Below are 22,218 nucleotides of genomic sequence, written 5' to 3'. Positions count from 1 at the left end.
GCACGGGTGAGGGGCGGGTGCGTGCGTGGCGGGGAGGGGAGTGCCGGTGCGGAAGGCGGCCGGTCTCAGAGGTCGGCGACGGCCCAGCGCTCCGCGAACGGGGCGAGTTCCATGCCCCAGCCGGTGCCGCCCGCGGGCGACAGGGTGTTGGTGTGCCGGTCGACGGCCGGGGGCGGGACCACGATCATCTCCGGGAAGAAGCGGTCGGACTGGCCGGCCTCGACGGTGAGCGCGTCCGGGTGGCCGAAGGCCAGGGCCCGGCCCGCGTTGATCAGCGGGCCCACCTCGGCCACCTGCACGCCGAACTGGTGGCCGAGACCGTGCTCCCGCGCGTAGGCGACGAGCCGGGCGGCGGGCAGCGGTCCCCCGTTCTTCGACACCCGGACGTTGAACGCGTCGCAGGCCCCGGACTCGACCGCCGTCCGGGCGTCACGGGCGGTGCACACCGATTCGTCCAGCATGATGCGCACCCCGCCGTCGCGGCGCAGCGTGCGCAGCGCCTGCCAGGACTTGCGGGGCAGCGGTTCCTCGACGTAGTCGGCACCGGCCTCGTCCAGACGGCGGGCGTGGCGGACGCAATCGGCCGGGGTCCAGCTCATGTTGGCGTCGACCATGACCGGCACGCTCTCGCCCAGCTTGTCGCGGATCGTGCGGACCGTGCGGGCGTCGCGCTCGATGTCGTCCGATGCCTTGACCTTGACGAAGTGGAAGGGCCCCCGGGTGGCGAGGAACTCCTCGGCGTCCAGGCTCAGATCCAGCACCTGCGACACGGGCAGGGTCGCGGGGCCCGGTGACGTCCCGGGCAGCAGCGCGCGGGCGCCGGCGCCGGTGCGCCGGCCGAGCCAGTCGAGGACGGCCGTCTCCAGCAGGCACAGCAGGTTGTTGCCGCCGTCGACACCGAAGGTCCGCGCGAAGCCGTCCCGGTGCAGCAGGCCGAGCGTCTCCTCCGGGGGCCGGCCCGTCAACAGGCCGGACAGCGCGCCGAGGTCGACCTGCCCCAGGGCGGTGCGCACGCTCGCGGTGGTCTCGCCGGTGACGTACGACCGGGGCGCGCACTCGCCGATGCCGTCCGTGCCGTCCGCCGAGAGCCTCAGCACCAGGCTGTCGGAGCTGCTGCGCCGGGCCGCGGGGTGGTCGAACGGTGTCCGCATCGGCAGCTCGACGTGGTACAGCCGGGCCCGGCCGCCCTCAGGCGCCACGGTTCACGCCCCGCAGCAGGGTGTACGTCGACGTCCAGTCGACCAGGTCGTCGCAGACGTCGGTGTAGAAGAGGTAGTGCCGGTCGGTGGGGAACTTCATGATCGCGCCACGTCCGGAGACGAGGTCCTGGAAGACGCGGTGGGCGGCGTCGAGGTCGACGATCGGGTCGGTCATGCCGGAGACGAACGTGGCCGCGGGCACGTTCGGGTTCGTGCGGCTCCGGGAAAGGTAGCGCCGCTCCAGTTCGAGCAGCACGGCGCGCGAGCGGCGCGTCAACTGCCGTACGGCCAGGTCGTCGTGGTCGATGAAGTGCTGGTACTTGGCCTCGTCGGTGAAGTCGGCGGACTTCAGGCCCGCGTCCCAGGGCTCCCCGCTCCCGTCCTCGGCGAGGGCCGCGCGGGCGTCCGCGTCGAGGGTGGCGTGCATCCTGCCGAGCCAGGACGAGCAGAAGACGGCCGCGTCGTAGGGGGTCGTGAACTCCTCGTGGCACATCAGGGCGGCCAGGAAGGAGCCGCCGAGGCAGTGCCCGAAGAGGGACAGCGGTACGGTCCCGCCGATCATCTCCCGTACGTGGGCGACGGCTTGCGCGTAGTCGCCGAGGAGGGTGTCCGCGTCCGGTATCTCGTTGCGCGGGCCGGGGCTGATGCCGCTGCCGCGCCGGTCCAGGACGAAGAAGGCGATGTCGTTGTCGGCGAACCTGGGTCCCACTTCCCACAGCCACCCGGCGTGGCTCTGCAGTCCGTGGAAGTAGAAGACGGCTCCCTTGATCCGTTCCGGCCGCCACACGTGCAGGGCGAGCCGGGTGTCGCCGCAGGGCAGGTCGACGATCTCGCGGCGGGTGTTCTGCGGGGGCCTGAGGGTCTCGATCATGACGGGTTCTCCCGGGGTGAGGGGTGGTCGGTGAGGCCGTTCCGCCGGGCGGTCAGCCGGCGAGGATCTCGTCGGCGAAGGCGGTGTCCTTCTGGAAGGGCTTGTACTTGTACTGAGTGGCGTTGCCCTGCTGCCGCCGCGACTCGACGTACGCGGCGATGGCGCCCTGCGCCACGGTCCGCACGCGCAGCCCGGCGAGCCGGCCGCTGTCCCGCTTGGAGGCGTACTCGATGTTGATGACGGACAGTTCGCGGTCGATCGCGGCGGACAGCTCGCCGTCCAGTGCGGCGCCCGGGTCGGGCACCTCCACGACGACCGTGTAGGAGGGCAGTTCGTCCCAGCGCGGGCCGCACATGTACAGGCCGGTCTCCAGGCCGCCGTGCGCGAGGCCCTGCCGGATGGCCTGGGTGACCTGGCCCTCGGTGATCTTCTCGCCGGTGAAGGAGTGGAAGACGCCGTCCCGGTGCGTGAAGTGGATCCAGGGCGTGCCGTCCACGACACGGTCGACGCGGTAGATGTCGCCGGTCCACAGGCGGTACAGGCCGTTGCCCTGCGACATGATCAGGTGGTAGTCGCGTCCCGCCTCCACCTCGTCGTACAGCAGCGTCCCGATCTCCTCGCCGGCGTCCAGCAGCGTGCCGAGCGGCACCTCGGCGGGGACGAACTCGAAGTACGCCTGGCCGACGGCGAGCGGCTGGCTGTTCAGGGTGTCGTCCACGGGGATGGTGGTCACGCCCTCCGTGCCGCAGCTCATGAACGGCAGCTTGGCGACGCCGGGCAGCACGGCGTCCAGGCGCGGCCGGTACAGCTCGGCCGAGGCCGACAGCCAGCAGCTGTACAGCGTCAGCGACGGCCAGACGTCGACGAGGCTGAACTCGCCCTTGGCCAGCACCCCTTCCAGGTGGCGGGCCGCGCCCTCGTCGGGCTCGGTGCACGGCCGGCCCTCCAGGGTGCCTTCGCGCAGGTCGCGCACCAGTTGGTCACCGTGCTCGGCGATGAGGTCGCGCAGCGACACGAGGGTGCTGGGGTTGATGGCCGAGATGTAGTGCAGGTCCTTGCCGACGAGGTGCCGTACGCGGTGGTACATCCGTCCGGCGTGGCTGGTGGGCGTGCCGGGGCCGAACCAGGGCGAGTCGTACCACGGCGGGTTCCAGTCGCGGCTGTTGATCTGCGGATGCCGGTTGCTGATCGCCTGGTGCTCGACGCCGTGCACGAAGTCGAAGACGTCCTCCCGGACGGTCTGCGTGTCGAGGGTGGCCCAGGGGTGGGCGAGGATCTCGGGGTGGTGCTGGAGGTAGGTGCCCCACATGGCCTTCATGGCCGGGATGCGGTACGTCAGCAGCCAGTGCAGCGTGTACGGGACCCGCTTGGGGTTGCCGGTGGTGCCGCTGGTCTTGAGCCAGCGCAGGACCGGACTGCACGAGAGGATGCCGCCCTTGGTGCGGGTCTCGCGGTCGATCTGCTCGGCGAAGTCGTCGTAGCGCATGACCGGCAGGACCGACCGGAAGCGGGACGGGTCGGCGGCGACCACGTCGTAGCCGCGCTCCTTCCAGTGCAGCGCGCTCACGCCGATGTCGATGAGGTCGTCCAGGACGCGGGCCTGTGCGGCGCCCGGGTCCTTCAGGTCGGCGAGCAGGCCTTCGCGTGCCGCGAAGCACTCCTCGGCGAAGGGGTCGCGCCGTGCCTGCCAGTTCTGCTGCCACGGTGACGTGTGCGAGGTGTCCACTGCTGTTGTCTCCTCGGGGAAGGGCCGACGGGCCGTTTCCGGGCATGCGTCGGCGCCGCGCGGCGCGTGCGCCGGACGGTGGCGTGGTGTGTGGTGCGGGTGCTGTGCGGTGCTGGGCGGTGCTGCTGGGGGCGACGGAGCGGGGCGCCACGCCGGGGCGGGGCGATCCGCCACGGTCACGGGCGGCCGTGTGCCGTACGGGTGGTGCCGCCGGTCAGGCGGTGCGGGCGGGGGAGGCGGCCGTCGCGGGGGCGGCCTCCCCGGCCGCGAGCGCGGCCAGCTCGTTCAGGTCGTACAGGGCCTGGCGCTTGGTGCCGTAGCGGGTGATCCTGCCGCGGCGCGCCCACTGGCGGATGGTGCCCTCACGGACGCCGAGGGCGAGCGCCGCGAGCGAGGTGGGGACGCGTGCGCCGCGGGGGGCGGGGGTGCCGGTCATGCCGTCTCCTTGTCGCGCGAGGTCCGCTGTCGCCGGTCGCGGGGGGTCTGCTGTCGCTGGTTGAGCAGGAGCCACTGGCGCGGGGTCAGCACGTGCCCGGCCCCGCACATCGGTCCGCGCAGCACCAGGTCGTCGCCGCCGCGCCCGGGCAGCGACACCTCGGCCTCGCAACCGGGCTCGACGCACCGCCCGAGCGGCACCAGCGCCGGCCGGGGAGGTGCGACGATCCGGCGCAGGGCGGTGGACGCGTGCGCGATCTCGTCGGCCGCCGTCCCGGCCGCGGGAAGAGCGGCCAGGACGTCGGCGTGCCGGCCGAGGAAGGCGGCCAGCGCGGGGACGGTCCGCTCCGGCGGCTTCGGCGCGGTACCGGCCTCCTCCAGGACCAGCCGGGCCCAGAAGGCCAGCCGGACGACCGTGTCGTGCCGGGCCTGCAGCGCCTCCTCGCTCACGGGCGGCGCCTGCGGGCGGTGGCCCGTCACCCGGGGCAGCCCGGCCTGCCGGGCCGGCAGGATCAGGTGCTCCTCGCTGTCGTCGTGCAGCCCGGGCAGGGCGGCCAGATCGGCGGCGAGGGCGCGCCTGCAGGAGCCGCAGAGCCGGGCGCCGGGCAGTGCGGGCCTGCGCCGCAGCCCGTCGGAGCCGCCCGCCCGGCGGCACCGGCGTGACGCGCACGCCCGGGCGTCGGAGCCGGAGGTGGTCGGGTCTGTCGTGGTCATCGTTCGCCTCACTGGGAAGAAGGTCGGAGCGCGGCGCGCGGAGAGGGGCACCGAGCGAGGAGGAAGGCACGCGAGAGGAAGGCACGCGAGGAAGGAGGCGCGCGGCCGAGAGCTGGCGCGGGCAACAAAAAAGCGCCGCCCGAGGGCGACGCGGTGACGGTGAGGAGGAGCCCGGAAGCGGACACACTGCCTCGCGAAAGAGTGTTACACGTCTGCCGCATCAGCCGCAAGGGGTTGCCGGGGAAAGCCCGACTCGGTGTCCGCAGACGGCAGATGCCGCCCTCCCCGCGCTGTGCGGGGAAGACGGCACCGGGCGGGGAGAGCCGGTCAGCGGGGCGCCGGCACACCGAGCACCCGATCACGCAGGGCCGGGAACTCGGCACGTGTCGCGGCCACGAGCCCGGGATCCAGGTCGGCGACGAGCGTCTCCTCCCCCGCCCCCGCCTCGGCCACGACCTCGCCCCACGGATCGACGACCACGCTGTGGCCGGCCTGGGGGACCCCGGCGTGCTCCCCCGCCGTGCCGCAGGCCAGGACGTACGCCTGGGACTCGACGGCCCGGGCCCGGGCCAGCAGCGACCAGTGCGCCCGGCGCGCGGCCGGCCATCCGGCGGCGACGAGGAGCAGTTCGGCCCCGGCGTCCACCAGCAGCCGGAACTGCTCGGGGAAGCGCAGGTCGTAGCAGGTGGCCAGACCGGCCGTCGGGCCGTCCCCGAGCGGGGCCGTGACCGCCTGCTCGCCCCGGCCCAGCAGGGCCGCCTCTCCCCGGTCGAAGCCGAAGCGGTGGATCTTGCGGTAGGTACGGTGCAGCCGGCCGTCGGGCGCGAAGACGAGCGAGGTGTTGAACAGGCCGCCCTCCGGCGCGCGTTCGACGATCGAGCCGGCGTGCAGCCAGACCGCGGCGGCGGCGGCGGCCGTGCTCATCTCCCGGGCCGTCGGACCGTCCAGCGGCTCGGCGTGCGCGCCGAACGCGTCGAACGCGAACGCGCCGACCGGCCAGAGTTCGGGGAGCATCACCAGGTCGGCGGTGCGCTGTTCACGCACGAGGGCGGCCGCGCGGGCCCGCCGCTCCTCGGCCGGTTCCCCGGGTCGTACGGCGATCTGCAGCAGTGCGGCGCGCACGGTGTCTCCGTTTCCTTGGGCGTGCGGGGTCGGGTGGACCGGTGGTCAGCGCAGGTGGGAGGCGCCGTTGACGTCGAGCACGGCGCCGCTGCACCACTCGGCGCGGGCGCTGCTGAGCCAGGCCACCGCGGCCGCGACGTCCGAGGGGACGGCGATCCTGCCGAGCGGGCTCTGGCGGCGGACGGCCTCCTCGGCGTCACCGGCCAGCATGGGTTCGGTCAGGTCGGTGCGGACGACGCCCGGGGCCACGGCGGACACGGTGATGCCCAGCGGTCCGAGGGACTGGGCGAGCGACTGGGTCAGGGCGTGCAGGGCCGCCTTCGTCGCGCCGTAGGCGGGCGCGTCGGGCTCCCCGCGGTAGGCGCCGCGGGACCCGACGTTGACCACGCAGGCGCCCTGCGGTCCCTGGATCCGGTGCCGCAGATGGTCGACCAGGCACCAGATCAGATCGGCCGGACCGTACAGGTTGACGTCGACCAGGCGCCGCCAGGAGGCCTGCCAGTCCTCGAAGGAGGTGGTGGCCACCGGCTGTTCGGCGTACAGGCCGGCGTTGTTGACCAGGACGTCCACCGTGCCCAGCTGCTCGACGGCCGAACCGATGATCTCCCGGGCCCCGCCGGGGGCCCCGACGTCGCCGGTCACGAGGGCGTGGCCGCTTCCGGGCAGGGAGTCGAGCACGGCCTTCGCGGCGGTCGCGTCGGCACGGCAGTGCACCGCCACGCGGTGCCCGGCGGTGGCGAGTTCGGTGGCGATGGCGGCCCCGATGCCCCGGGAGGCACCGGTGACGAGCGCGCAGCGTCGAGTCATGGAGTGAGCTCTTTCGTGAGGGGATGAACAGGGTGCGCGGACCGGGCCTACGAGGAGCGCGAGGGTTCGGGGCGCGTGGCGACGGCGGCCGGGCGTCTGTCCACGCCGGGCAGCGGTCCGGGCACCAGCACCAGGGCCCACAGCCGGACCAGTTCGGTCTGCACGTCCCGGCCGGGACGGCCCGCCCGCAGTGCGGCCTCGGCGCCGGCCGTCAGGTAGACCGCCAGCAACTCCAGCCTGTCGGCCAGGGCTTCACCGCCGTGAGCGGGCATCTTTCGGGCCGGGGCGACGAGTTGGCTCAGGGCACCGCGCCAGACGGTGTGCCAGCAGGGTGTGACGGCCTGCTCGCGGGCCAGCCGGGCCGCCGCCCGTACGGTGACCTCCTCCTCCAGCAGCCGGGCGATGACGAAGGTGAACTCGGCGACCGGCGGGAGCGCTTCGGCCGGCGCGAGGCACGCCAGGGCCCGGCGGGTGAGGAGTTCGGCTTCGCGGCAGACGGCGGCCGCCAGGTCCGCCTTGGCGTGGAAGTGGAAGGTCAGGGCTCCCATGGTCACGCCGCAGGCCCGGTGCACGGCGGACAGAGAGGTGCCGGCGTAGCCCTGCCGGTCGAACTCCTCGGCCGCCGCCGCGAGCAGCGCCTGACGGGTGCGTTCCGCTCTCACCTGCTTCACCATGGGCTTGACCTCGGTATCCATCGCGGGGACTGAATCCCACGGGCCGCCCGGACGGCGGTGCGCGCTCCACGTGCCCGGGGAGGGCCCGGCGGGGGCTCCGGCCCCGCCCGCGCGGGGGGACGTCGGCAGCCAAACGGGCCCGGTCCTGCGAACGTACCGCCGGGCACCGCCCACGGCTCCGGCCGCGCACGAACCCGGAACGGCTTGGCCAAGTCGGGCGGAATCTCCCCGGCTTCCTCCCCGGCTCCCCCACGAACCGCGGTGCCCCCGGCCGCGGCTGCGGGCCACTGCGGCACCACGGCGGGCCGCCCGGTCCGCCGGTACCAAGACGCGGCTCAGTTCGGCTGCGGCTGCAGTTGCCGTCGGTACCAGGGGGCCGCCGCTGCCAGGCGGTACAGCGGTCCGGGTCCCGGGGCGCAGCGGGCGAGCCGCCAGATCTCCTCGCTGTCGTACCAGTGATCGCGCGCCAGCAGGGCGAACTGCCGCTCGCTGATGCGACCCGGTTGCTGCCGGAGCCGTTCCAGGCACCGGTCCCAGGGCCAGTCGGCACCGGTCGCCGGCAGCACGTCCAGCTCCGCGAGCCTCGTCATGAGGTCGCCGTTGCGCACCGGCACCGGGTGGGACGCGTGGAAGACGCCCGGGCCGGCCGGCTCCGGTGCCGTGACCAGGGCCGCGACGAGCCGGGCCAGGTCCTCGACGGCCACGACGGAGAGCCGCCCGCGCCCGCCGTCCCAGCGGGCCGGCACCCGCCGCAGCAGTTCGCCGAGCGCGGGCACGACCCAGCGGTCCCCCACGCCGAGGACGAGCCCGGGGCGCAGGACGACGGCGCCGGCGTCGAGCGCGATCCCCTCGGCCGCCAGCCGGGTCCTGCTGGCCGCCGACACGGGGGCGGGCGCGACCCCGTCCACCGGGATGCCGCGGTGCGGTCCGGGTCCGTACACCGCCGCCGTGGAGAGCTGGACGATGCGCCGCACCCCGGCGTGCCGGGCCTCGCCCACGATCGCGCGGGTGCCGCCGACGTTGGTCCGCTCGCACTCCTCGGCGCTTCCGTCCACCCGGCAGGCCAGGTGGACGAGGACGTCCGTGCCGCTGGCCGCCCCCGCCACCGAGTCGGGATCGGACAGGTCGGCCCGCACCCACTCCACCCCCGGCTCCCGCGGCCCCTCCGGCACGGTCCGGGCCAGGGCCCGCACCTCGAGGTCCCGGCCCAGGGCCCGCTCCTGCCGCAGACGGTCGAGCACCGCCCGGCCGACGAAGCCGGTGGGGCCCGTCAGCAGCACCCGCACCGCTCTCATGAGGCGGCGCCGTCCACGGCCTCCACGGCCTGCTCCGTCTCCTCGGTCCCCTCGTCCGGCAGCCGGCCGCCGTCGTCGGCCGGGAACCGCAGCGTGGCGACGACGTCCGGCGGTGCGACGGCCGGCAGCAGGCAGCGCAGCATCTCGTTTATGCGGTCCGGCAGGTCGTCCCGGTTGTTGGCGAGGCGCGACATGATCTGCGTGCCGGTGTACGAGGCGACCAGCACCTGGGCGAAGGCGGCCTCGTCGACCTGGGGGTACAGCTGGCCGAGCTCGCGTGCCTCGGCCAGGTAGGTGCCGAACCGCTCGGCCCACCAGTCGTAGATCGAGTAGTCGAGCAGGTTCACCTCGCTCTGCTCGACGGCGAGCCGGACACCGGCCCGGAACAGGACGTCGGAACGCATCTGGACGGCCAGGTACCGGCAGACGTCGATCAGCTGCTGCAGGCCCTTCGTGCCGGTGGGCCACCGCAGTTCGGCGGCCTGCTCGACGATGACCGCGCGCGCCAGTTCCTCCTTCGACTTGAAGTGGAAGTACATGGCTCCGGTCGTCATGCCCGCTCGCTGCAGGATCGTGTTCAGGCCCGCACCGCGGTAGCCGGCCTGGTCGAACACCTCGGCCGCCGCGTGGATGAGTGCGGCGCGGGTGCGTTCCGCGCGTTCCTGCCGTTGCCGTGCCATCGGCAGTCTCCCTAGTACCCGTAGACAAACAAAAAGAACGACCTCTATTTTATTCACGTCGGCGCCCGCCTGTCACGGCGAGCGACGCCGCTTCACTTGCGCGTGCCCATTCGCAGAGCCACCGCATCCAGGGGGGACCTCGTGTCCATCGACATCGCCCAGCACTGCCTCGACGACAGCCGTTTTAGCGTGATATCTCAGTCTTTCACCCACAAGACGAACGAGAACGAGGTGCTGCTGCGCAGCTGGCGGCGGACCGCGTCCGACTCCTTCACGGTCACCGCCGCCTGGCCCGCCGCGCACCCGTTCTACGCGAGCCGTCAGGGCCTGCACGATCCGCTCCTGCTCTGCGAGACGGTGCGCCAGACGCTGCCCCTGCTCTCCCACGGCGCCTACCAGGTGCCGTTCGGGCACCAGTTGCTGTGGAAGGACTTCGACTGGACGCTCGACCCGGCCGCCGCGTACGCCGACGGCGATCCGGCGGAACTCGAACTGCACATCACCTGCGACGAGGTGACCTACCGTCGCGAGCGGGCGTCCGCCGTCTCACTGCGAGCCGAGGTGCAGCGCGGGGGACGCGGACTGGCCACCGCGCACTCGCGCTTCACCATCCAGGACCGCACCGTCTACAACCGGCTGCGCGGCGCGTACGCCGACGCCGCCGCGGCCACCGCGCGGGCCGTCCCGCTGCCGCCCCCGGCAGGTCTCACGGCGTTCGGCCGCGACCGGTTCGCGGACGTGGTGCTGGCCGCGACGGACCTGCCCGACCGCTGGCAGCTGCGCGTCGACACCACCCACCCCTTCCTCTTCGACCACGTCGTGGACCACGCCCCCGGGATGCTGCTGCTGGAGGCCGCCCGCCAGGCCGCCCTGGCCACGGCCCACCCTCGCTCCGCGGTCGTCACCGGCATGGACTCCGACTTCGTCAAGTACGCGGAGCTGGACGCCCCTTGCTGGCTGGAGACCGAACGGTCGGCGGACTCCGGCCTGGTGCGCGTCGGAGCCTGGCAGCACGACCGGGAGATCTTCTCCAGTGTGGTGAGCCTCGCCGTGGCACCGGCCCTCGCCTCCGGCCGCACGACGTGACGCGGGCGCGGCCCGCCGCCGTCACCGGCTCCCGCCGTACGGACCGCGTTCAGTCCGGTCCGCGCAGGGGCGGGTCGGCGGTGGTGGCCGCGTCCCGCAGGGCGTCCAGCAGGCCGCGCAGCGCGGGCTGGTCGAGCGCGGTGGTCCGTACGGCGGCCGAGATCACCCGGACCGGCTCGGGGTTGCGGACCGGGCGGACGACGACGCCGGGGTGCAGGGTGCGCAGCCCCAGGCGCGGCATCAGTCCGACGCCGAGACCGGCCGCGACGAAGCCCTGCGCGGTGGCGTAGTCCTCGCTCTGGATGACGAAGTCGGGGCTGAAACCGGCCGCCGCGCAGGAGTCGGTCACCGGCTCCAGGCAGGGTCCGGGCGGCTCGCTGCCCACCCAGTGCTCCCCGGCCAGCTCGTGCAGGTCGACGACGTCCTCGCCGGCGAGGGGATGTCCGGCCGGAAGCACCGCGGCGTAGGGGTCGTCGAGGAGGCGCACGACGTCGAATCCCTCGCCGGACGAACGGCCCGGAGCCTGCACCACCACGGCCAGGTCGGCCCGGCCCCGCGCCACGTCCTCGAACGGGTCCTCCGGGTCGGTCAGCCGCAGGTCGACGCGGACGCCGGGATGGTCGGCGCGCAGCCGGGCCAGGGCGGGGGCCACCAGTGTGGAGCCCGCGGTGGCGAAGTAGCGCACCGCCAGGCGCCCGGTGCGACCGGCCCTCAGGTCGGCCAGGGCGGACTCCGCCTGGGCGACCGCCGAGCCGATGAGCGCCGCGTGCTCGGTGAGCAGCAGGCCGGCCGGGGTGGGCCGCACCCCGCGCCCGACCCGTTCGAGCAGTGCCGTGCCCGCCTGTTTCTCCAGCGCGGCGATCTGCTGGCTGACGGCGGACGGGGTGTAGCCGAGGTGGGCCGCCGCCGCGGTGACCGTGCCGCTGGTGACCACCGCGCGCAGGACCTGCAGTCGCCCCACATCAAGCATGTAGTGCAGCTTAACAGAACGTACAGAACCATTCGCTTGTGCTCAATCCAATGCTGGGGCACCTTCGAAGGAGCAGGACGGCCGAGGGCGTGGAAGCGCCGGACGGCGTGGGCGTGACGGGTCCGACGGCGACCCGGTGAAGGAGGGCCATGGTGGACAGCGGGACGAGGGGCCTGCGGGGCGGGGTGCGGGTGGCCGTGCTCGCCCTGCTGTGGGGCTCGACCTTCCTGTGGATCGAACTGGCACTGCGCGGGCTGTCCCCGCTCCAGGTCACGTTCGTCCGCTGTTTCCTCGGCGCGCTCGTGCTCGTCGGCGCGGCGTGGGCGACGGGGCGGAGGCTGCCGCGGGGCGTCGCCGTCTGGCGTCACATCGGCGTCGCGGCCTTCTTCTGCAACGCCCTCCCCTTCGCGCTGTTCAGCCTGGGCCAGCAGACCGTCGGCTCGGGTCTGGCCGGCGTCCTGAACGCCACGACCCCGCTGTGGTCGGTGGCCCTCGGTCTCGCCCTCGGCTCGGAACGCGGGATCCGGCCCGTCCGGCTCGCCGGGCTCGTGCTCGGATTCGCCGGCACGATCGTCATCTTCGCCCCGTGGCGCACCTCCGGGGCCACCGGCTGGGGCGCCCTGGCCATCCTCGGCGCGGCCGCCAGCTACGCCGTGGCGTTCACCTACATGGGCCGCACCCTGGTCCGCCGGGGCACGCCGACCCTCTCCCTGTCGTCCGCCCAGCTCCTGGCGGCGAGCGGGATGACCGCCGTGGCCCTGCCGGCGGGCGGCGGCCTGGAGCCGGTCGACCCCACACCGGTGGTGCTGGTGGCGGCCGTCGTCCTGAGCGTGTTCTGCACCGCCGTCACGTTCCACCTCACCTACCGCATCATCAACGACGAGGGCGCCACCAACGCGGCCGTCGTCGGCTACCTGCTGCCGGTGGTCTCCGTCCTCCTCGGCGCGGTCGTCCTGGGCGAGGACGTCGGGCTGCGCGTGGTGCTCGGCATGGCCGTGGTCCTGGCGGGCGTCGCGATGACCCGCCGGACCTCCGCACCGGCCGGACCCACCACCGGACGGGCCCCGGCAGCCGGCCCGGCGGCGGCACCGGACGCGGCCGACGCCACCGGGACGGACGGGACCGACACCGACGAGACCGGAACGGACGCAACCGACGGCGAAGGAGCCCGAACCGACACCGACGCGGGCCGAACCGGCGTCCACGGGAGTCGGATCGACGCCGAAGCGACCGCGGCCGGGGGCGACGGGGCCGGGCGGCGGTCCGCCCGGCCCGGCGCGGCGCGGCGGGGCACACCCGGGGGCGTGCGGTGAGCGGCGGGGAGCCGCGGCTGTGGTCGCTGCACCGGGAGCTGATCGAGGGCACCGTCTTCACCGACCTCACCCACGCCTTCCGCCCCGGCCAGCCCCACTTCCCCGGCTTCGGCGACGAGCGGCGCGAGACCCTCTTCGACGTGGAGCGCGGCGACGGCTTCACCGTGCACCGCTACACCCTGGCCGGCCAGTGGGGCACCCACGTGGACCCGCCCTCCCACTTCGTCGCCGGCGCCCGCACCCTGGACCTCATCCCGGTGCGGGAGATGATCCTGCCGCTGGTGGTGCTCGACATCTCGGCCCGGGTCGCCACCGACCCCGACGCCACCCCCACCACGGACGACGTGGCGTCCTGGGAGCGCCGCAACGGCCCGGTCCCCGCCGGCTCGTTCGTCGCCCTGCGCACCGGGTGGAGCCGCCGCTGGCCGGACCCGGTGGCGATGGACAACCGGGACGACGCCGGTGTGCGCCACACGCCCGGCTGGTCGCGGGAGGTCCTGCGGTACCTGTTCGAGGACGCCGGCGTGACCGCCATCGGCCACGAGCAGGCCGACACCGACCCGGGTCTCGCCGCCTCCGCGGGGGACTACCGCCTGGAGGAGTACGTCCTGGCCCGCGACCGCTGGCAACTGGAGCTGCTCACCCACCTGGACCGGGTCCCCGAGGCGGGCGCGCTGCTCGTCGCCTCCTGGCCCCGGCCGCACGGCGGTTCGGGATTCCCGGCCCGGGTGTTCGCCGTCCACCCGGCGGTGTGACGGCCGGTCACCACCGGCTGTCCGCCGGCCGGTCCCTCACGTCAGCGTGCCGGTCAGCGTCCCCGCCGCCGTGAGGGCGAGGAAGGCCGCGCCCCAGAGCATCGCGTGCCGTGTGCGGCGGTGCTTCGTCGTGGCGGTCGGGCGGGGGCCCGCGGCCAGACTCAGCAGGAACAGGGACGGGGCGCAGGCCGCGCAGCCGGTCCACAGCAGGAGCTGGGGGAGTACGGCGTACTGGGCCGGTGTCAGGACGCCGGTGGTGATCGCCGTGAGGAGGGCGGTCAGCACCGCGCCCAGGGTCGCCAGGGTCAGATTGGCCCGGTCGTCGGCCCTCGCCCGCTCCCGGCTCGGCGACGCCGTCGCTCCCCTCCCCCGCGGCGCTTGCCTTCTCGCCCGTCCGGCCGCTCCGATGCGCCCTCCGGCTCGCCGGGTTCCGAGTGTGGTCATCAGCCCCCCTCGCTGAACAGCGGCATATCCGAGTACCCCGGACGGGGCCTGCCACACCGCGGTTCAGCCGTTCTGCGTCTCGTCGTACGGGTCCTGCGGCGCGGGTACGGGGCTGGAGCCCGTGACCTCGACGTAGGGGATCGGCCCGTCGTTGACGGGGTCCCGAGTGCGGCGCGGGGTGTAGTGGCCGGTGATCTCCAGCCAGGTGTCCGGGCGCAGCACCGGGGGGACGTCGCCGGTCAGGGCGATCTTGACCGGCTGGGCGTCCGCGGCGCAGCAGTTGAGGCCCATGCGGACCAGGTACGGGGTGCCCGCGCGGTCGAGGGCGACGAAGCCGGTGATCTTCACTTCGCGGTCGCGCAGGGAGCGGCCGTCGTCGTAGACCGCCCGGCCCGCGTAGTCCGCCACCGCCAGGCGGAGGGGGTCACCGGCGGGCAGGGGCGGGAAGCCGAGCGGCTCGGTCAGGGCCGTGCCGGTGTGGGTCGCGCTGTAGGAACCGAGGGCCGGTGGCGCGACCAGGATCAGGGCGAAGACCGGCAGGACGAGGAGCCAGGAGACGCGGGGTTCGCGGTGCCCGTGGTCGTGTGCGGGGTTGCGGCGGTCGTACCAGCAGGTCGCCGCCGCCGTGGTGATCAGCACCGCGCCCGCGAGCAGGACCAGAGGGCGCAGGCCCTCCTTGACGTAGCGCAGGTACAGGTCGGTCGTGCCGGCGTGCAGGAGGGTCGCGCCGAGCAGGAACAGCAGGGCCGACTGGGCGAGGCGGTTCACAGCAGGACCGTTCCGGTCAGGGCCGACACGAGCACGGCCAGGGCGAGGGTCGCGGGGGCGAAGCGCAGGGCGAAGGCACGGCCGAAGGTGCCCGCCTGCATCGCGAAGAGCTTCAGGTCGATCACGGGCCCGACCACCAGGAACGTCAGCCGGGCCGTCAGGGAGAACTGGGTGAGGGACGCGGCGACGAACGCGTCCGCCTCCGAGCAGAGGGACAGCAGCACGGCCAGGGCCGCGAGGACCAGGACCGACAGGACCGGGTGGCCGGCCGCCGCGCCCAGCCAGTGCGCCGGCACCACCGCTTTCAGCGTCGCCGCGGCCATCGCGCCGACGACCAGGAATCCGCCCGCGTGCGTCACGTCGTGGCGGACCGAGCCCCAGAAGGCCGCCCCCTTGCCCTGCCCCTCGTAGGAGGCCCGGGCCGGGAGCCGCAGCCAGTGCGCGCGGCCGACCCGGTGCCAGAGCCAGCCCATGGCGCAGGCGACGAGCAGGCCGGCGACGAAACGGGCCAGGACCATCTCGGGCTCGCCGGGGAACGCCACGGCCGTCGCCGTCAGCACGACCGGGTTGATGGCGGGCGCCGAGAGGAGGAACGCCAGGGCGGCCGCCGGCGTGACCCCGCGGCGGACCAGGGCGCCGGCCACCGGCACGGACGCGCACTCGCAGCCGGGCAGCACCGCGCCGGCCGCGCCCGCCACCGGCACGGCCAGGACCGGGTGCCCGGGCAGGGCGCGGGCGAAGAAGGCCGCCGGCACGAACACCGCGATCGCCGCGGACAGCAGCACGCCCAGCACCAGGAACGGCAGGGCCTGCACCATGACCGCGACGAACACCGTCGTCCAGCTCTGCATCACCGGTGCGGCCAGCACCCCGCGGACGGGGCCCTGGAACATCACCGCGGTCAGCAGCAGCAGCGTCAGCAGGAGCGGGGAGTCGAGTCGCGGGGCCTTGTGCGGGGCGCGGCCGTCCGGTGCGCCGCCCGCGCGCTCGCCGCCGTCGCGCGGTGCGGTCTTCGTGCTGCCCACGGGTCCGGTACCTCCGGTGGTGCGCGGGGGCGTTCCCCGTTCCCTCCCGATGCGTACGTGTGGCCGGGCCCGCGCGTTCACGCCCCCGGCGGTCCCCTCCGGAACCGGCGGCCCCGACCGCGGGTTCGTCCCGGCGGCCCGTCTGGAACCAGCGGTCCGGGTGGGGCAGTCTTCTCCCCGTGGGGAGCGTTCCGAACCAAGGTCGGCCAGGTGATCCGGCGACGCACATGATCGTGTGCGGCGACGACGGTCTCGCGCACCGGCTCGCCGCGGAACTGCGGGGTGTGTACGGCGAACAGGTCACCCTCGTCGTGCCGCCCTCCGGGCGCCGGGTGCGGCAGCCGGTGGTGGGACGGGCCCGGGCCGCCTCGGCGGCCCTGCTCGACCGGGTCAGCGCCGCCGTCAACCGGGCGGGCGCGGGCGCCCCGGGGGGCGAACCCGCCGGGAACGAGCAGGTCGTGGAGGCCGCCGAGGTCACCGAGGCGGTGCTCGGCGAGGCAGGGGCCGAACGGGCGGCGGCCCTGGCGCTCGTGTACGACGACGACGAGACCAACATCCGCGCCGCGCTCACCGCCCGCCGCCTCAACCCCCGGCTGCGTCTCGTTCTCCGGCTGTACAACCGCCGGCTGGGGCAGCACATCGAGGAACTGCTCGACCAGGCGGCCTCGTTGGCCTCCGGCTCGGGTGACGGCGGCGGGCCGGGCTTCGACGCGTCGACGACCGTGCTGTCGGACGCCGACACGGCCGCACCCGCGCTGGCCGCCACCGCCCTGGTCGGCACCAGCAAGGTCGTGCAGACCGAGGGGCTCGTCCTGCGGGCCGTCGAACGGCAGCCGCCCCGGCCGGGGGAGGTCGCCGACCCGGGGCTGTGCACCCTGGCGCTGCTGTCCGCGACGAGCAGCGACCCGGCGGGCGCCGACGGTTCGGAGGGCAGCGGGGAACAGGGCCCGCGGCTGCTGCCCGACGAGGCGGCGGTGGCGTCGGCGACGGGGCGCGGGACCGTCGTCCTGGAGCAGGTGTCGTACTCCGGTCCTTCCCTGCCCAACGGGCGCGGCGGGGTGCCGCCGTTGGGTTCGCTGTTCTCGCGGCGGCTGCGGTGGTCGCTGGCCGGGCTGATCGGATGCGTGCTGGCCCTCGCGGTCGCCCTGACGCTGGTCACCGGTGAGCACCCGCTGTACGCCACCTACGTCACCCTGCTCGACCTGTTCGGCATCAACGACCCCGCGTTCCACCGGCCGACCGGGCAGCAGGTGCTGCAACTGCTGTCCGGGCTGGTGGGGTTACTGCTGCTGCCGGTGCTGCTGGCCGCGGTCCTGGAGGCCCTGGGCACCTTCCGCAGCGCGTCGGCGCTGCGCAAGCCGCCGCGGGGGCTGAGCGGCCACGTGGTGCTGCTCGGGCTCGGGAAGATCGGCACCCGGGTGCTGACACGGCTGCGGGAGCTGCACATCCCCGTGGTGTGCGTGGAGTCCGACCCGGAGGCGCGCGGCATGGCCACGGCACGGCGGCTGCGGGTGCCGGTGGTGCTCGGCGACGTCACGCAGGAGGGCGTGCTGGAGGCGGCGAAGATCCACCGCGCCCACGCCCTGCTGGCGTTGACCAGCGCCGACACGACGAACCTGGAGGCGTCCCTGTACGCCAGGTCCCTGCGGCCCGACCTGCGGGTCGTCCTGCGGCTGTACGACGACGACTTCGCCACCGCCGTCTACCGGACGCTGCGGGCCGCGCACCCCTCCGCCCTGACGCGCAGCCGCAGCGTGTCCCACCTGGCCGCACCCGCCTTCGCGGGGGCGATGATGGGGCGGCAGATCCTCGGTGCGATCCCGGTGGAGCGGCGGGTGCTGCTGTTCGCGGAGATCGAGGTGGGCGGGCATCCGCAGCTCGAGGGGCGCACGGTCGGGGAGGCGTTCCGGCCGGGGGCCTGGCGGGTGCTGGCGCTCAACACGGCGCCCTCCGGGGCCCGGCGGGGCGACCGGGAGGGCGCCGAGGAGGACGGCGCGGCGTCGGGGCTGGTGTGGGATCTGCCTCCTTCGTATGTGCTGGGGGCCGCGGACCGGGTGGTGCTGGCAGCGACTCGGCGGGGCCTCGCGGAGCTGCTGGGACGCCGACGGCGGGAGCGGGCGGGGGCGTGACGGGGCTCCCCGCGCCCCGAGGGGCGCGAGGACGCCGAGAGACGCCGGACGCCGAGGGACGCGGGACAGCCGAAGAACGCCGGACGCCCCAAGCGGCACAGGGGCGCACCAAGGGGCACCTGGGCGCGCCGCGGGGCTGCGGGCCCCGCGGCCCGCGATCGGCCGACACCGGCCGCGGGCCGCCCCACCGCCCCCGCCTCTCGGGCTACTTCGCGACCGGCGCCCCTTGCAGGTGCCTCTCCGCGAACTCCAACTCCAGCCGCACCTGCTTGATCCGCTCGTCCACGACCAGCGAGCCGTGGCCCGCGTCGTAGCGGTACACCTCGTGGACCGCGCCCCTCGCCTCCAGGCGCTTGACGTAGTTCTCGATCTGGCGGATCGGGCAGCGCGGGTCGTTGACGCCGGCCGAGATGTAGACCGGGGCCGTGACCTTGTCGACGTAGGTGAGGGGCGAGGACGCCTCGAAGCGGTCGGGGACCTCCTCGGGGGTGCCGCCGAGGAGCGTGCGGTCCATCGCCTTCAGCGCCTCCATCTCGTCGTGGTACGCCGTGACGTAGTCGGCGACGGGGACCGCGGCGATGCCGAGGGCCCACGCGTCGGGCTGGACGCCGAGGCCGAGGAGGGTGAGGTAGCCGCCCCAGGAGCCGCCGGTGAGGATCAGGCGGTCGGGGTCGGCGAGGCCGGATTCGACGGCCCAGTCACGGACGGCGGCGATGTCCTCCAGCTCGATGAGTCCCACGCGGTGCTTCAGGGCGTCCGTCCAGGCCCGGCCGTAGCCCGTGGAGCCGCGGTAGTTGACCCGGACGACGGCGTAGCCGTGATCGACCCAGGCCGCCGGGCCCGCGGCGAAGGAGTCGCTGTCGTGCCAGGTGGGGCCGCCGTGGATGTCGAAGACGGTGGGGAGCGGGCCGGTGGCGCCCTCGGGCTTCTGCACCAGGGCGTGGATGCGGCCGCCGGGGCCCTCCACCCACACGTCCCGCACCGGCACCGAGCCGGGCGACTTCATGCCGGGCGGGTCGAGCACCACACCGCCGCTCGTGGACCGCACCGCCGGCGGCTCGGCCGCCGAGGACCACAGGTACTCGACGCTGCCGTCGGGGCGGGCCGTCGCCCCGGACACCGTGCCGGGCGGGGTCGGGATCTCGGTGAGGGCGCGGCCCGCCAGGTCGTAGCGGAACAGCTCGCTGCGCGCCTCGAAACTGTGGACGATGAGCAGGCCGCTGCCGTCCGGGTACCACTCGGCGCTGACGTCGCCCGGCAGCTCCAGCGCCAGGTCCGTCTGCTCGCCGGTGGCGACGTCCCACACCAGGGGTTCCCAGCGGCCGCGGCGCTGGTGGCCGATGAGCAGACGCGTGTCACCGTCGACGGGAGCGAAGCCGAGGACCTCCAGGCCCAGCTCCCGGGTGCCGCCCTCGGTGTCGTCGAGCTCGGCGACCGGCGTGCCGTCCGGACGCAGCACGCGCAGCGCGGAGTGCATCGCGTCGCCGTGCTCGGTGTGCTCGACGGCGATGAGGGAGCCGTCGTGCGAGAGGTCGCCGACGCCGGCCGACTCGCGGTGGCGGTAGATCTCCACCGGGGTCTCGCCGGTGCGCACGAGGTGGATCGTCGTCCCGTCCTCGTCGGTCGAACGGCCCACGACCGCCGTCCGGCCGTCGCGGCCGAGGGCGAGGCCCGCCGGGTAGGAGGCGTCCAGGCCGTCGGCGGCCGGTTCGTCCGGGCCGCCCTCGAAGGGCTGGCGGCGCCAGACGCCGAACTCGTCGCCGTCCTTGTCGTCGAACCACCAGATCCAGGCGCCGTCGGGCGTCAGGACGCCGTCCGTCGTGCCGTTCGGCCGGTCCGTCACCTGGCGCTGCTCACCGGTCGACCGGTCCCAGGCGTACAGCTCGTAGGTCCCCGTCGCGTTGGACACGAACAGGGAGCGGTCGGGCGCGTCCAGCGCCCAGTCGGGCAGGGACACCCGGGGTGCCCGGAAGCGCTTCTCCCAGTCCGGCATCCGCTCCTGCTGACCCGGTGCCGCCCCTCGCTGCTGGTCCCGCCGATCGCGCGCTTCGGACCCGTTGCTCTCAGTCATGGCCCCATAGTGCACGCCCGGACCGGCTGTTCGCTGCCGAGGTCCCCAGCCTGTGGAAAACCCGCACCGGTCCCCCTCCGCCGCAGGCCGGCGACGAGGGCCGCCGAGCGGTGCCGCGGCGGGGCCGCCGTTGCCCACCCCGCGGGCCGGGAACGTCCGCAGGCCCCGTACCGTGGGGGTGTGTACCGGTTTCTGCTGACGCCCCGATGGTGGGGGATCAACGTCTTCGTGCTGCTGTCCATCCCCTTCTGCATCTTCATGGGGTCCTGGCAGCTGGGCCGGTTCGAGGACCGCGTGCAGGACCACCGCACCGCGACCGAGCAGGTCTCCGAGGCGGGGCGCGAGGCGCCGCGGCCGCTCGGCGAGATGCTGCCGGTCACCAAGGCGACCTCCGGCAAGCCGGTCACCGCGACCGGGCGCTACGGCAAGCAACTGCTGGTCCCCGACCGCGAGCTCGACGACCGGCAGGGCTTCTACGTGCTGACGCTGCTGCGGACCGACTCGGGCGAGGCCCTGCCGGTGGTGCGCGGCTGGCTGCCCGGCACGGCCGACGCGGCGAAGGCCCCCGCGCCGCCGCGCGGCGAGGTCACCGTCACCGGGGTGCTGCAGGCGTCGGAGACCCCGGGTGACAACGGGGTCAGCGCGCGGGGCGGGCTGCCCGCGGGGCAGACCGCGGCGATCAGCGCGGCGTCGCTGGTGAACCTGGTCTCCTACGACGTCTACGACGCGTGGGTGACGCTGGCCGAGGGCGACGCGGGGATGAAGGCGGTGCCGGCCGCCGCGCCGCCGGACTCCGGGCTCGACCTGAAGGCGTTCCAGAACCTCGGTTACACCGCCGAGTGGTTCGCCTTCGTCGGGTTCGTGATCTTCATGTGGTTCCGGTTGCTGCGCCGCGAGACCGAGCTCGCGCGGGACATGGAGCTGGGGCTGGTGCCGGACGAGGAGCCGGTCGCCGCGGAGAGCGCCGCCGGGTAACCCCGGCGCCCGCCCGCGGGCCCCGGGCGGGGGTCACGCCCCCGCCAGCACTCCCGTCCAGTACACGGTCCCCGCGCACGCGTTCGGCACCGTCACCGAGCCCGCGCCCGAGCCCGTGCCCGGGGTGTACGTCACCGCCACACTGCCGTCGATCGTGCCGTCCTCCCGGACGAGCTGCGGGGCGGTGCCCGTGTCGCCGCCGGTGGAGGTGCCCGCCGTGGCCGCCGGGTCGTCCGAGGGGGTGGGATCGGGGCTCGGGTCGGGGCCGCCGACGCCGCCGCCGGGGGTGCCGCAGGTCTCCGAGGGGACCCAGGCGAACCTCACGTCGTAGCCGGCACCCGGCCGGAGCACCAGCCCGGCCGCCTCCAGGGACGGGTCGGGCAGCAGACCGGCCGCCGCGTCACCCGCGGTGTGCCGGACCGCTGCGACCTTCGCCGGGTCGGCGCCGCCCTGCGCCGAGGCGTGCACCGAGCCGGGGCCGCCGACCGTGCAGGCCGCACCGGAGACGTTGACGACGCGGAAGGAGCCGGAGACCGCGCCGGTGGAGTCGGGGGCGCCGCTGCTCGCGGACGCGGGGCCGAGCTGGGCGGCGGTGCAGGCCGTGATGCCGGCGTCGGTCGTGGAGGAGGGGCCGGTGCCGCCGCCGGACGTCCCCCCCTTGGAGGCGCCGGAGCCCTTGCCCTTGTCCTTGTCCTTCTTGCCCTCCTTCTCCTTCTCCTCGACCTTGTCGGAGGGCTTGCCCGAGGAGTTCTCACGGCCGTCCGGGTCCTTGCCGCCGCCCGAGTCGCCGGGCGTCTCGGAGGCGTGGCCGATGGCGGAGGGGTTGGCGTCGGAGCCGGTGGCGTCGGAGACGTGCACCAGGGCGGGGACGGCGGTGCCGACGAACAGCGCGGCCGCCGCCATGCCGACGAGGGCCTGGCGCTTGCGGGCGCGCCGCTGCGGCACCGCCTTCCGCAGGTAGTCCAGGGTGCCGTCGCGCGGCTCCACCTCGTGCACCGCCTGGTGCAGCATCCTGCGCAGGTCCAGCTCGTCCGAGTCGAGCCGGTCGGGGCTCTGGTCGTCGGGGCCGTGGTTCACAGTTCCGTTCCCAGCGTGCGATTGCTTCGGATCTTGCCCGTGCAGCCTTGTCGGCTCGTGCCACTCGAAGGGCTCGTGCCGG

General features: G+C 74.6%; 21 protein-coding genes. 5 read left to right on the top strand and 16 right to left on the bottom strand.

From position 1 onward, the window contains the following. Window positions 1-65: 65 nt before the first annotated feature. From Q5694_RS09850 to Q5694_RS09805, 10 genes are all read right to left on the bottom strand, one after another. Complete coding sequence (locus tag Q5694_RS09850; protein WP_333932156.1) at window positions 66-1,199, bottom strand: enolase C-terminal domain-like protein; 1,134 nt, start codon at window positions 1,197-1,199, stop codon at window positions 66-68. After that, window positions 1,189-2,070: an alpha/beta hydrolase gene (locus tag Q5694_RS09845; RefSeq protein WP_333932155.1), complete on the bottom strand. Its 882-nt coding sequence runs from the start codon at window positions 2,068-2,070 to the stop codon at window positions 1,189-1,191. The genes Q5694_RS09850 and Q5694_RS09845 overlap by 11 nt, the downstream gene beginning before the upstream one ends. A gap of 52 nt (window positions 2,071-2,122) precedes the next feature. After that, a complete protein-coding gene (locus Q5694_RS09840; protein WP_333932154.1) occupies window positions 2,123-3,796 on the bottom strand; it encodes a GH3 family domain-containing protein in 1,674 nt (557 codons plus the stop codon). Between the two features lie 214 nt (window positions 3,797-4,010). Beyond that, window positions 4,011-4,232 carry a hypothetical protein gene (locus Q5694_RS09835; protein ID WP_333932153.1) on the bottom strand — a complete coding sequence of 74 codons (222 nt, stop codon included), beginning with the start codon at window positions 4,230-4,232 and terminating at the stop codon, window positions 4,011-4,013. Then, entirely contained in the window at window positions 4,229-4,945 is a 717-nt protein-coding gene (locus Q5694_RS09830) for a hypothetical protein (protein ID WP_333932151.1), read from the bottom strand. The genes Q5694_RS09835 and Q5694_RS09830 overlap by 4 nt, the downstream gene beginning before the upstream one ends. A gap of 327 nt (window positions 4,946-5,272) precedes the next feature. Next, the gene (locus Q5694_RS09825; RefSeq protein WP_333932149.1) at window positions 5,273-6,067 is read right to left on the bottom strand and encodes a nitrilase-related carbon-nitrogen hydrolase; all 795 of its coding nucleotides are present in this window, start codon (window positions 6,065-6,067) and stop codon (window positions 5,273-5,275) included. A 45-nt stretch (window positions 6,068-6,112) separates the two neighbouring features. Next, the gene (locus tag Q5694_RS09820) at window positions 6,113-6,874 is read right to left on the bottom strand and encodes an SDR family NAD(P)-dependent oxidoreductase (protein WP_333932148.1); all 762 of its coding nucleotides are present in this window, start codon (window positions 6,872-6,874) and stop codon (window positions 6,113-6,115) included. Window positions 6,875-6,921: 47 nt separating this feature from the next. After that, window positions 6,922-7,569, bottom strand: coding sequence for a TetR family transcriptional regulator (locus tag Q5694_RS09815; protein ID WP_333932147.1), 648 nt, complete (start codon window positions 7,567-7,569; stop codon window positions 6,922-6,924). 314 nt (window positions 7,570-7,883) lie between these two features. Next, window positions 7,884-8,843, bottom strand: a complete 960-nt coding sequence (locus tag Q5694_RS09810; protein ID WP_333932146.1) for an NAD-dependent epimerase/dehydratase family protein — start codon at window positions 8,841-8,843, stop codon at window positions 7,884-7,886. Then, the gene (locus Q5694_RS09805) at window positions 8,840-9,523 is read right to left on the bottom strand and encodes a ScbR family autoregulator-binding transcription factor (RefSeq protein ID WP_333932145.1); all 684 of its coding nucleotides are present in this window, start codon (window positions 9,521-9,523) and stop codon (window positions 8,840-8,842) included. Before Q5694_RS09805 ends, Q5694_RS09810 begins: the two co-directional genes overlap by 4 nt. 141 nt (window positions 9,524-9,664) lie before the next feature. On the opposite strand from Q5694_RS09805, the gene Q5694_RS09800 reads away from it, so the two are divergent. Further along, entirely contained in the window at window positions 9,665-10,609 is a 945-nt protein-coding gene (locus Q5694_RS09800; protein ID WP_333932144.1) for a ScbA/BarX family gamma-butyrolactone biosynthesis protein, read from the top strand. Between the two features lie 49 nt (window positions 10,610-10,658). Here Q5694_RS09800 and Q5694_RS09795 read toward each other — a convergent pair whose 3' ends face one another. Continuing rightward, window positions 10,659-11,579, bottom strand: coding sequence for a LysR family transcriptional regulator (locus Q5694_RS09795; RefSeq protein WP_333932143.1), 921 nt, complete (start codon window positions 11,577-11,579; stop codon window positions 10,659-10,661). Window positions 11,580-11,728: 149 nt separating this feature from the next. Here Q5694_RS09795 and Q5694_RS09790 point away from each other — a divergent pair, with 149 nt between their 5' ends. Together Q5694_RS09790 and Q5694_RS09785 are read left to right on the top strand one after the other, a co-directional pair. Further along, on the top strand, window positions 11,729-12,892 hold the full coding sequence (locus Q5694_RS09790) for a DMT family transporter (RefSeq protein WP_443040841.1): 1,164 nt from the start codon (window positions 11,729-11,731) through the stop codon (window positions 12,890-12,892). Then, a complete protein-coding gene (locus Q5694_RS09785; RefSeq protein ID WP_333932141.1) occupies window positions 12,889-13,647 on the top strand; it encodes a cyclase family protein in 759 nt (252 codons plus the stop codon). The genes Q5694_RS09790 and Q5694_RS09785 overlap by 4 nt, the downstream gene beginning before the upstream one ends. Before the next feature lie 36 nt (window positions 13,648-13,683). Here Q5694_RS09785 and Q5694_RS09780 read toward each other — a convergent pair whose 3' ends face one another. From Q5694_RS09780 to Q5694_RS09770, 3 genes are all read right to left on the bottom strand, one after another. Next, a complete protein-coding gene (locus Q5694_RS09780) occupies window positions 13,684-14,091 on the bottom strand; it encodes a hypothetical protein (protein WP_333932140.1) in 408 nt (135 codons plus the stop codon). Between the two features lie 63 nt (window positions 14,092-14,154). Further along, window positions 14,155-14,859 carry a TIGR03943 family putative permease subunit gene (locus tag Q5694_RS09775; protein WP_333932139.1) on the bottom strand — a complete coding sequence of 235 codons (705 nt, stop codon included), beginning with the start codon at window positions 14,857-14,859 and terminating at the stop codon, window positions 14,155-14,157. Continuing rightward, entirely contained in the window at window positions 14,856-15,884 is a 1,029-nt protein-coding gene (locus Q5694_RS09770) for a permease (RefSeq protein ID WP_443040840.1), read from the bottom strand. The genes Q5694_RS09775 and Q5694_RS09770 overlap by 4 nt, the downstream gene beginning before the upstream one ends. Before the next feature lie 227 nt (window positions 15,885-16,111). On the opposite strand from Q5694_RS09770, the gene Q5694_RS09765 reads away from it, so the two are divergent. Beyond that, window positions 16,112-18,013, top strand: coding sequence for a potassium channel family protein (locus Q5694_RS09765; protein ID WP_333932137.1), 1,902 nt, complete (start codon window positions 16,112-16,114; stop codon window positions 18,011-18,013). 205 nt (window positions 18,014-18,218) lie between these two features. Here Q5694_RS09765 and Q5694_RS09760 read toward each other — a convergent pair whose 3' ends face one another. After that, a complete protein-coding gene (locus Q5694_RS09760) occupies window positions 18,219-20,084 on the bottom strand; it encodes a S9 family peptidase (protein ID WP_333932136.1) in 1,866 nt (621 codons plus the stop codon). 180 nt (window positions 20,085-20,264) lie between these two features. Between Q5694_RS09760 and Q5694_RS09755 the strand changes: the two genes are divergently transcribed. Beyond that, window positions 20,265-21,059 (top strand): SURF1 family protein, encoded by a 795-nt coding sequence (locus Q5694_RS09755; RefSeq protein WP_333932135.1) that lies wholly within the window; start codon window positions 20,265-20,267, stop codon window positions 21,057-21,059. Between the two features lie 33 nt (window positions 21,060-21,092). Here the strand turns inward: Q5694_RS09755 and Q5694_RS09750 are convergent, their stop codons facing one another. Next, on the bottom strand, window positions 21,093-22,136 hold the full coding sequence (locus Q5694_RS09750; RefSeq protein WP_333932134.1) for a hypothetical protein: 1,044 nt from the start codon (window positions 22,134-22,136) through the stop codon (window positions 21,093-21,095). Between the last annotated feature and the right edge of the window lie 82 nt (window positions 22,137-22,218).

This window comes from Streptomyces sp. AHA2, assembly GCF_036857595.1.
GTDB lineage: Bacteria > Actinomycetota > Actinomycetes > Streptomycetales > Streptomycetaceae > Streptomyces.
The sequence above is the reverse complement of the archived record's forward strand: the minus strand, read 5'-3'. Positions and strand labels throughout refer to the sequence as shown.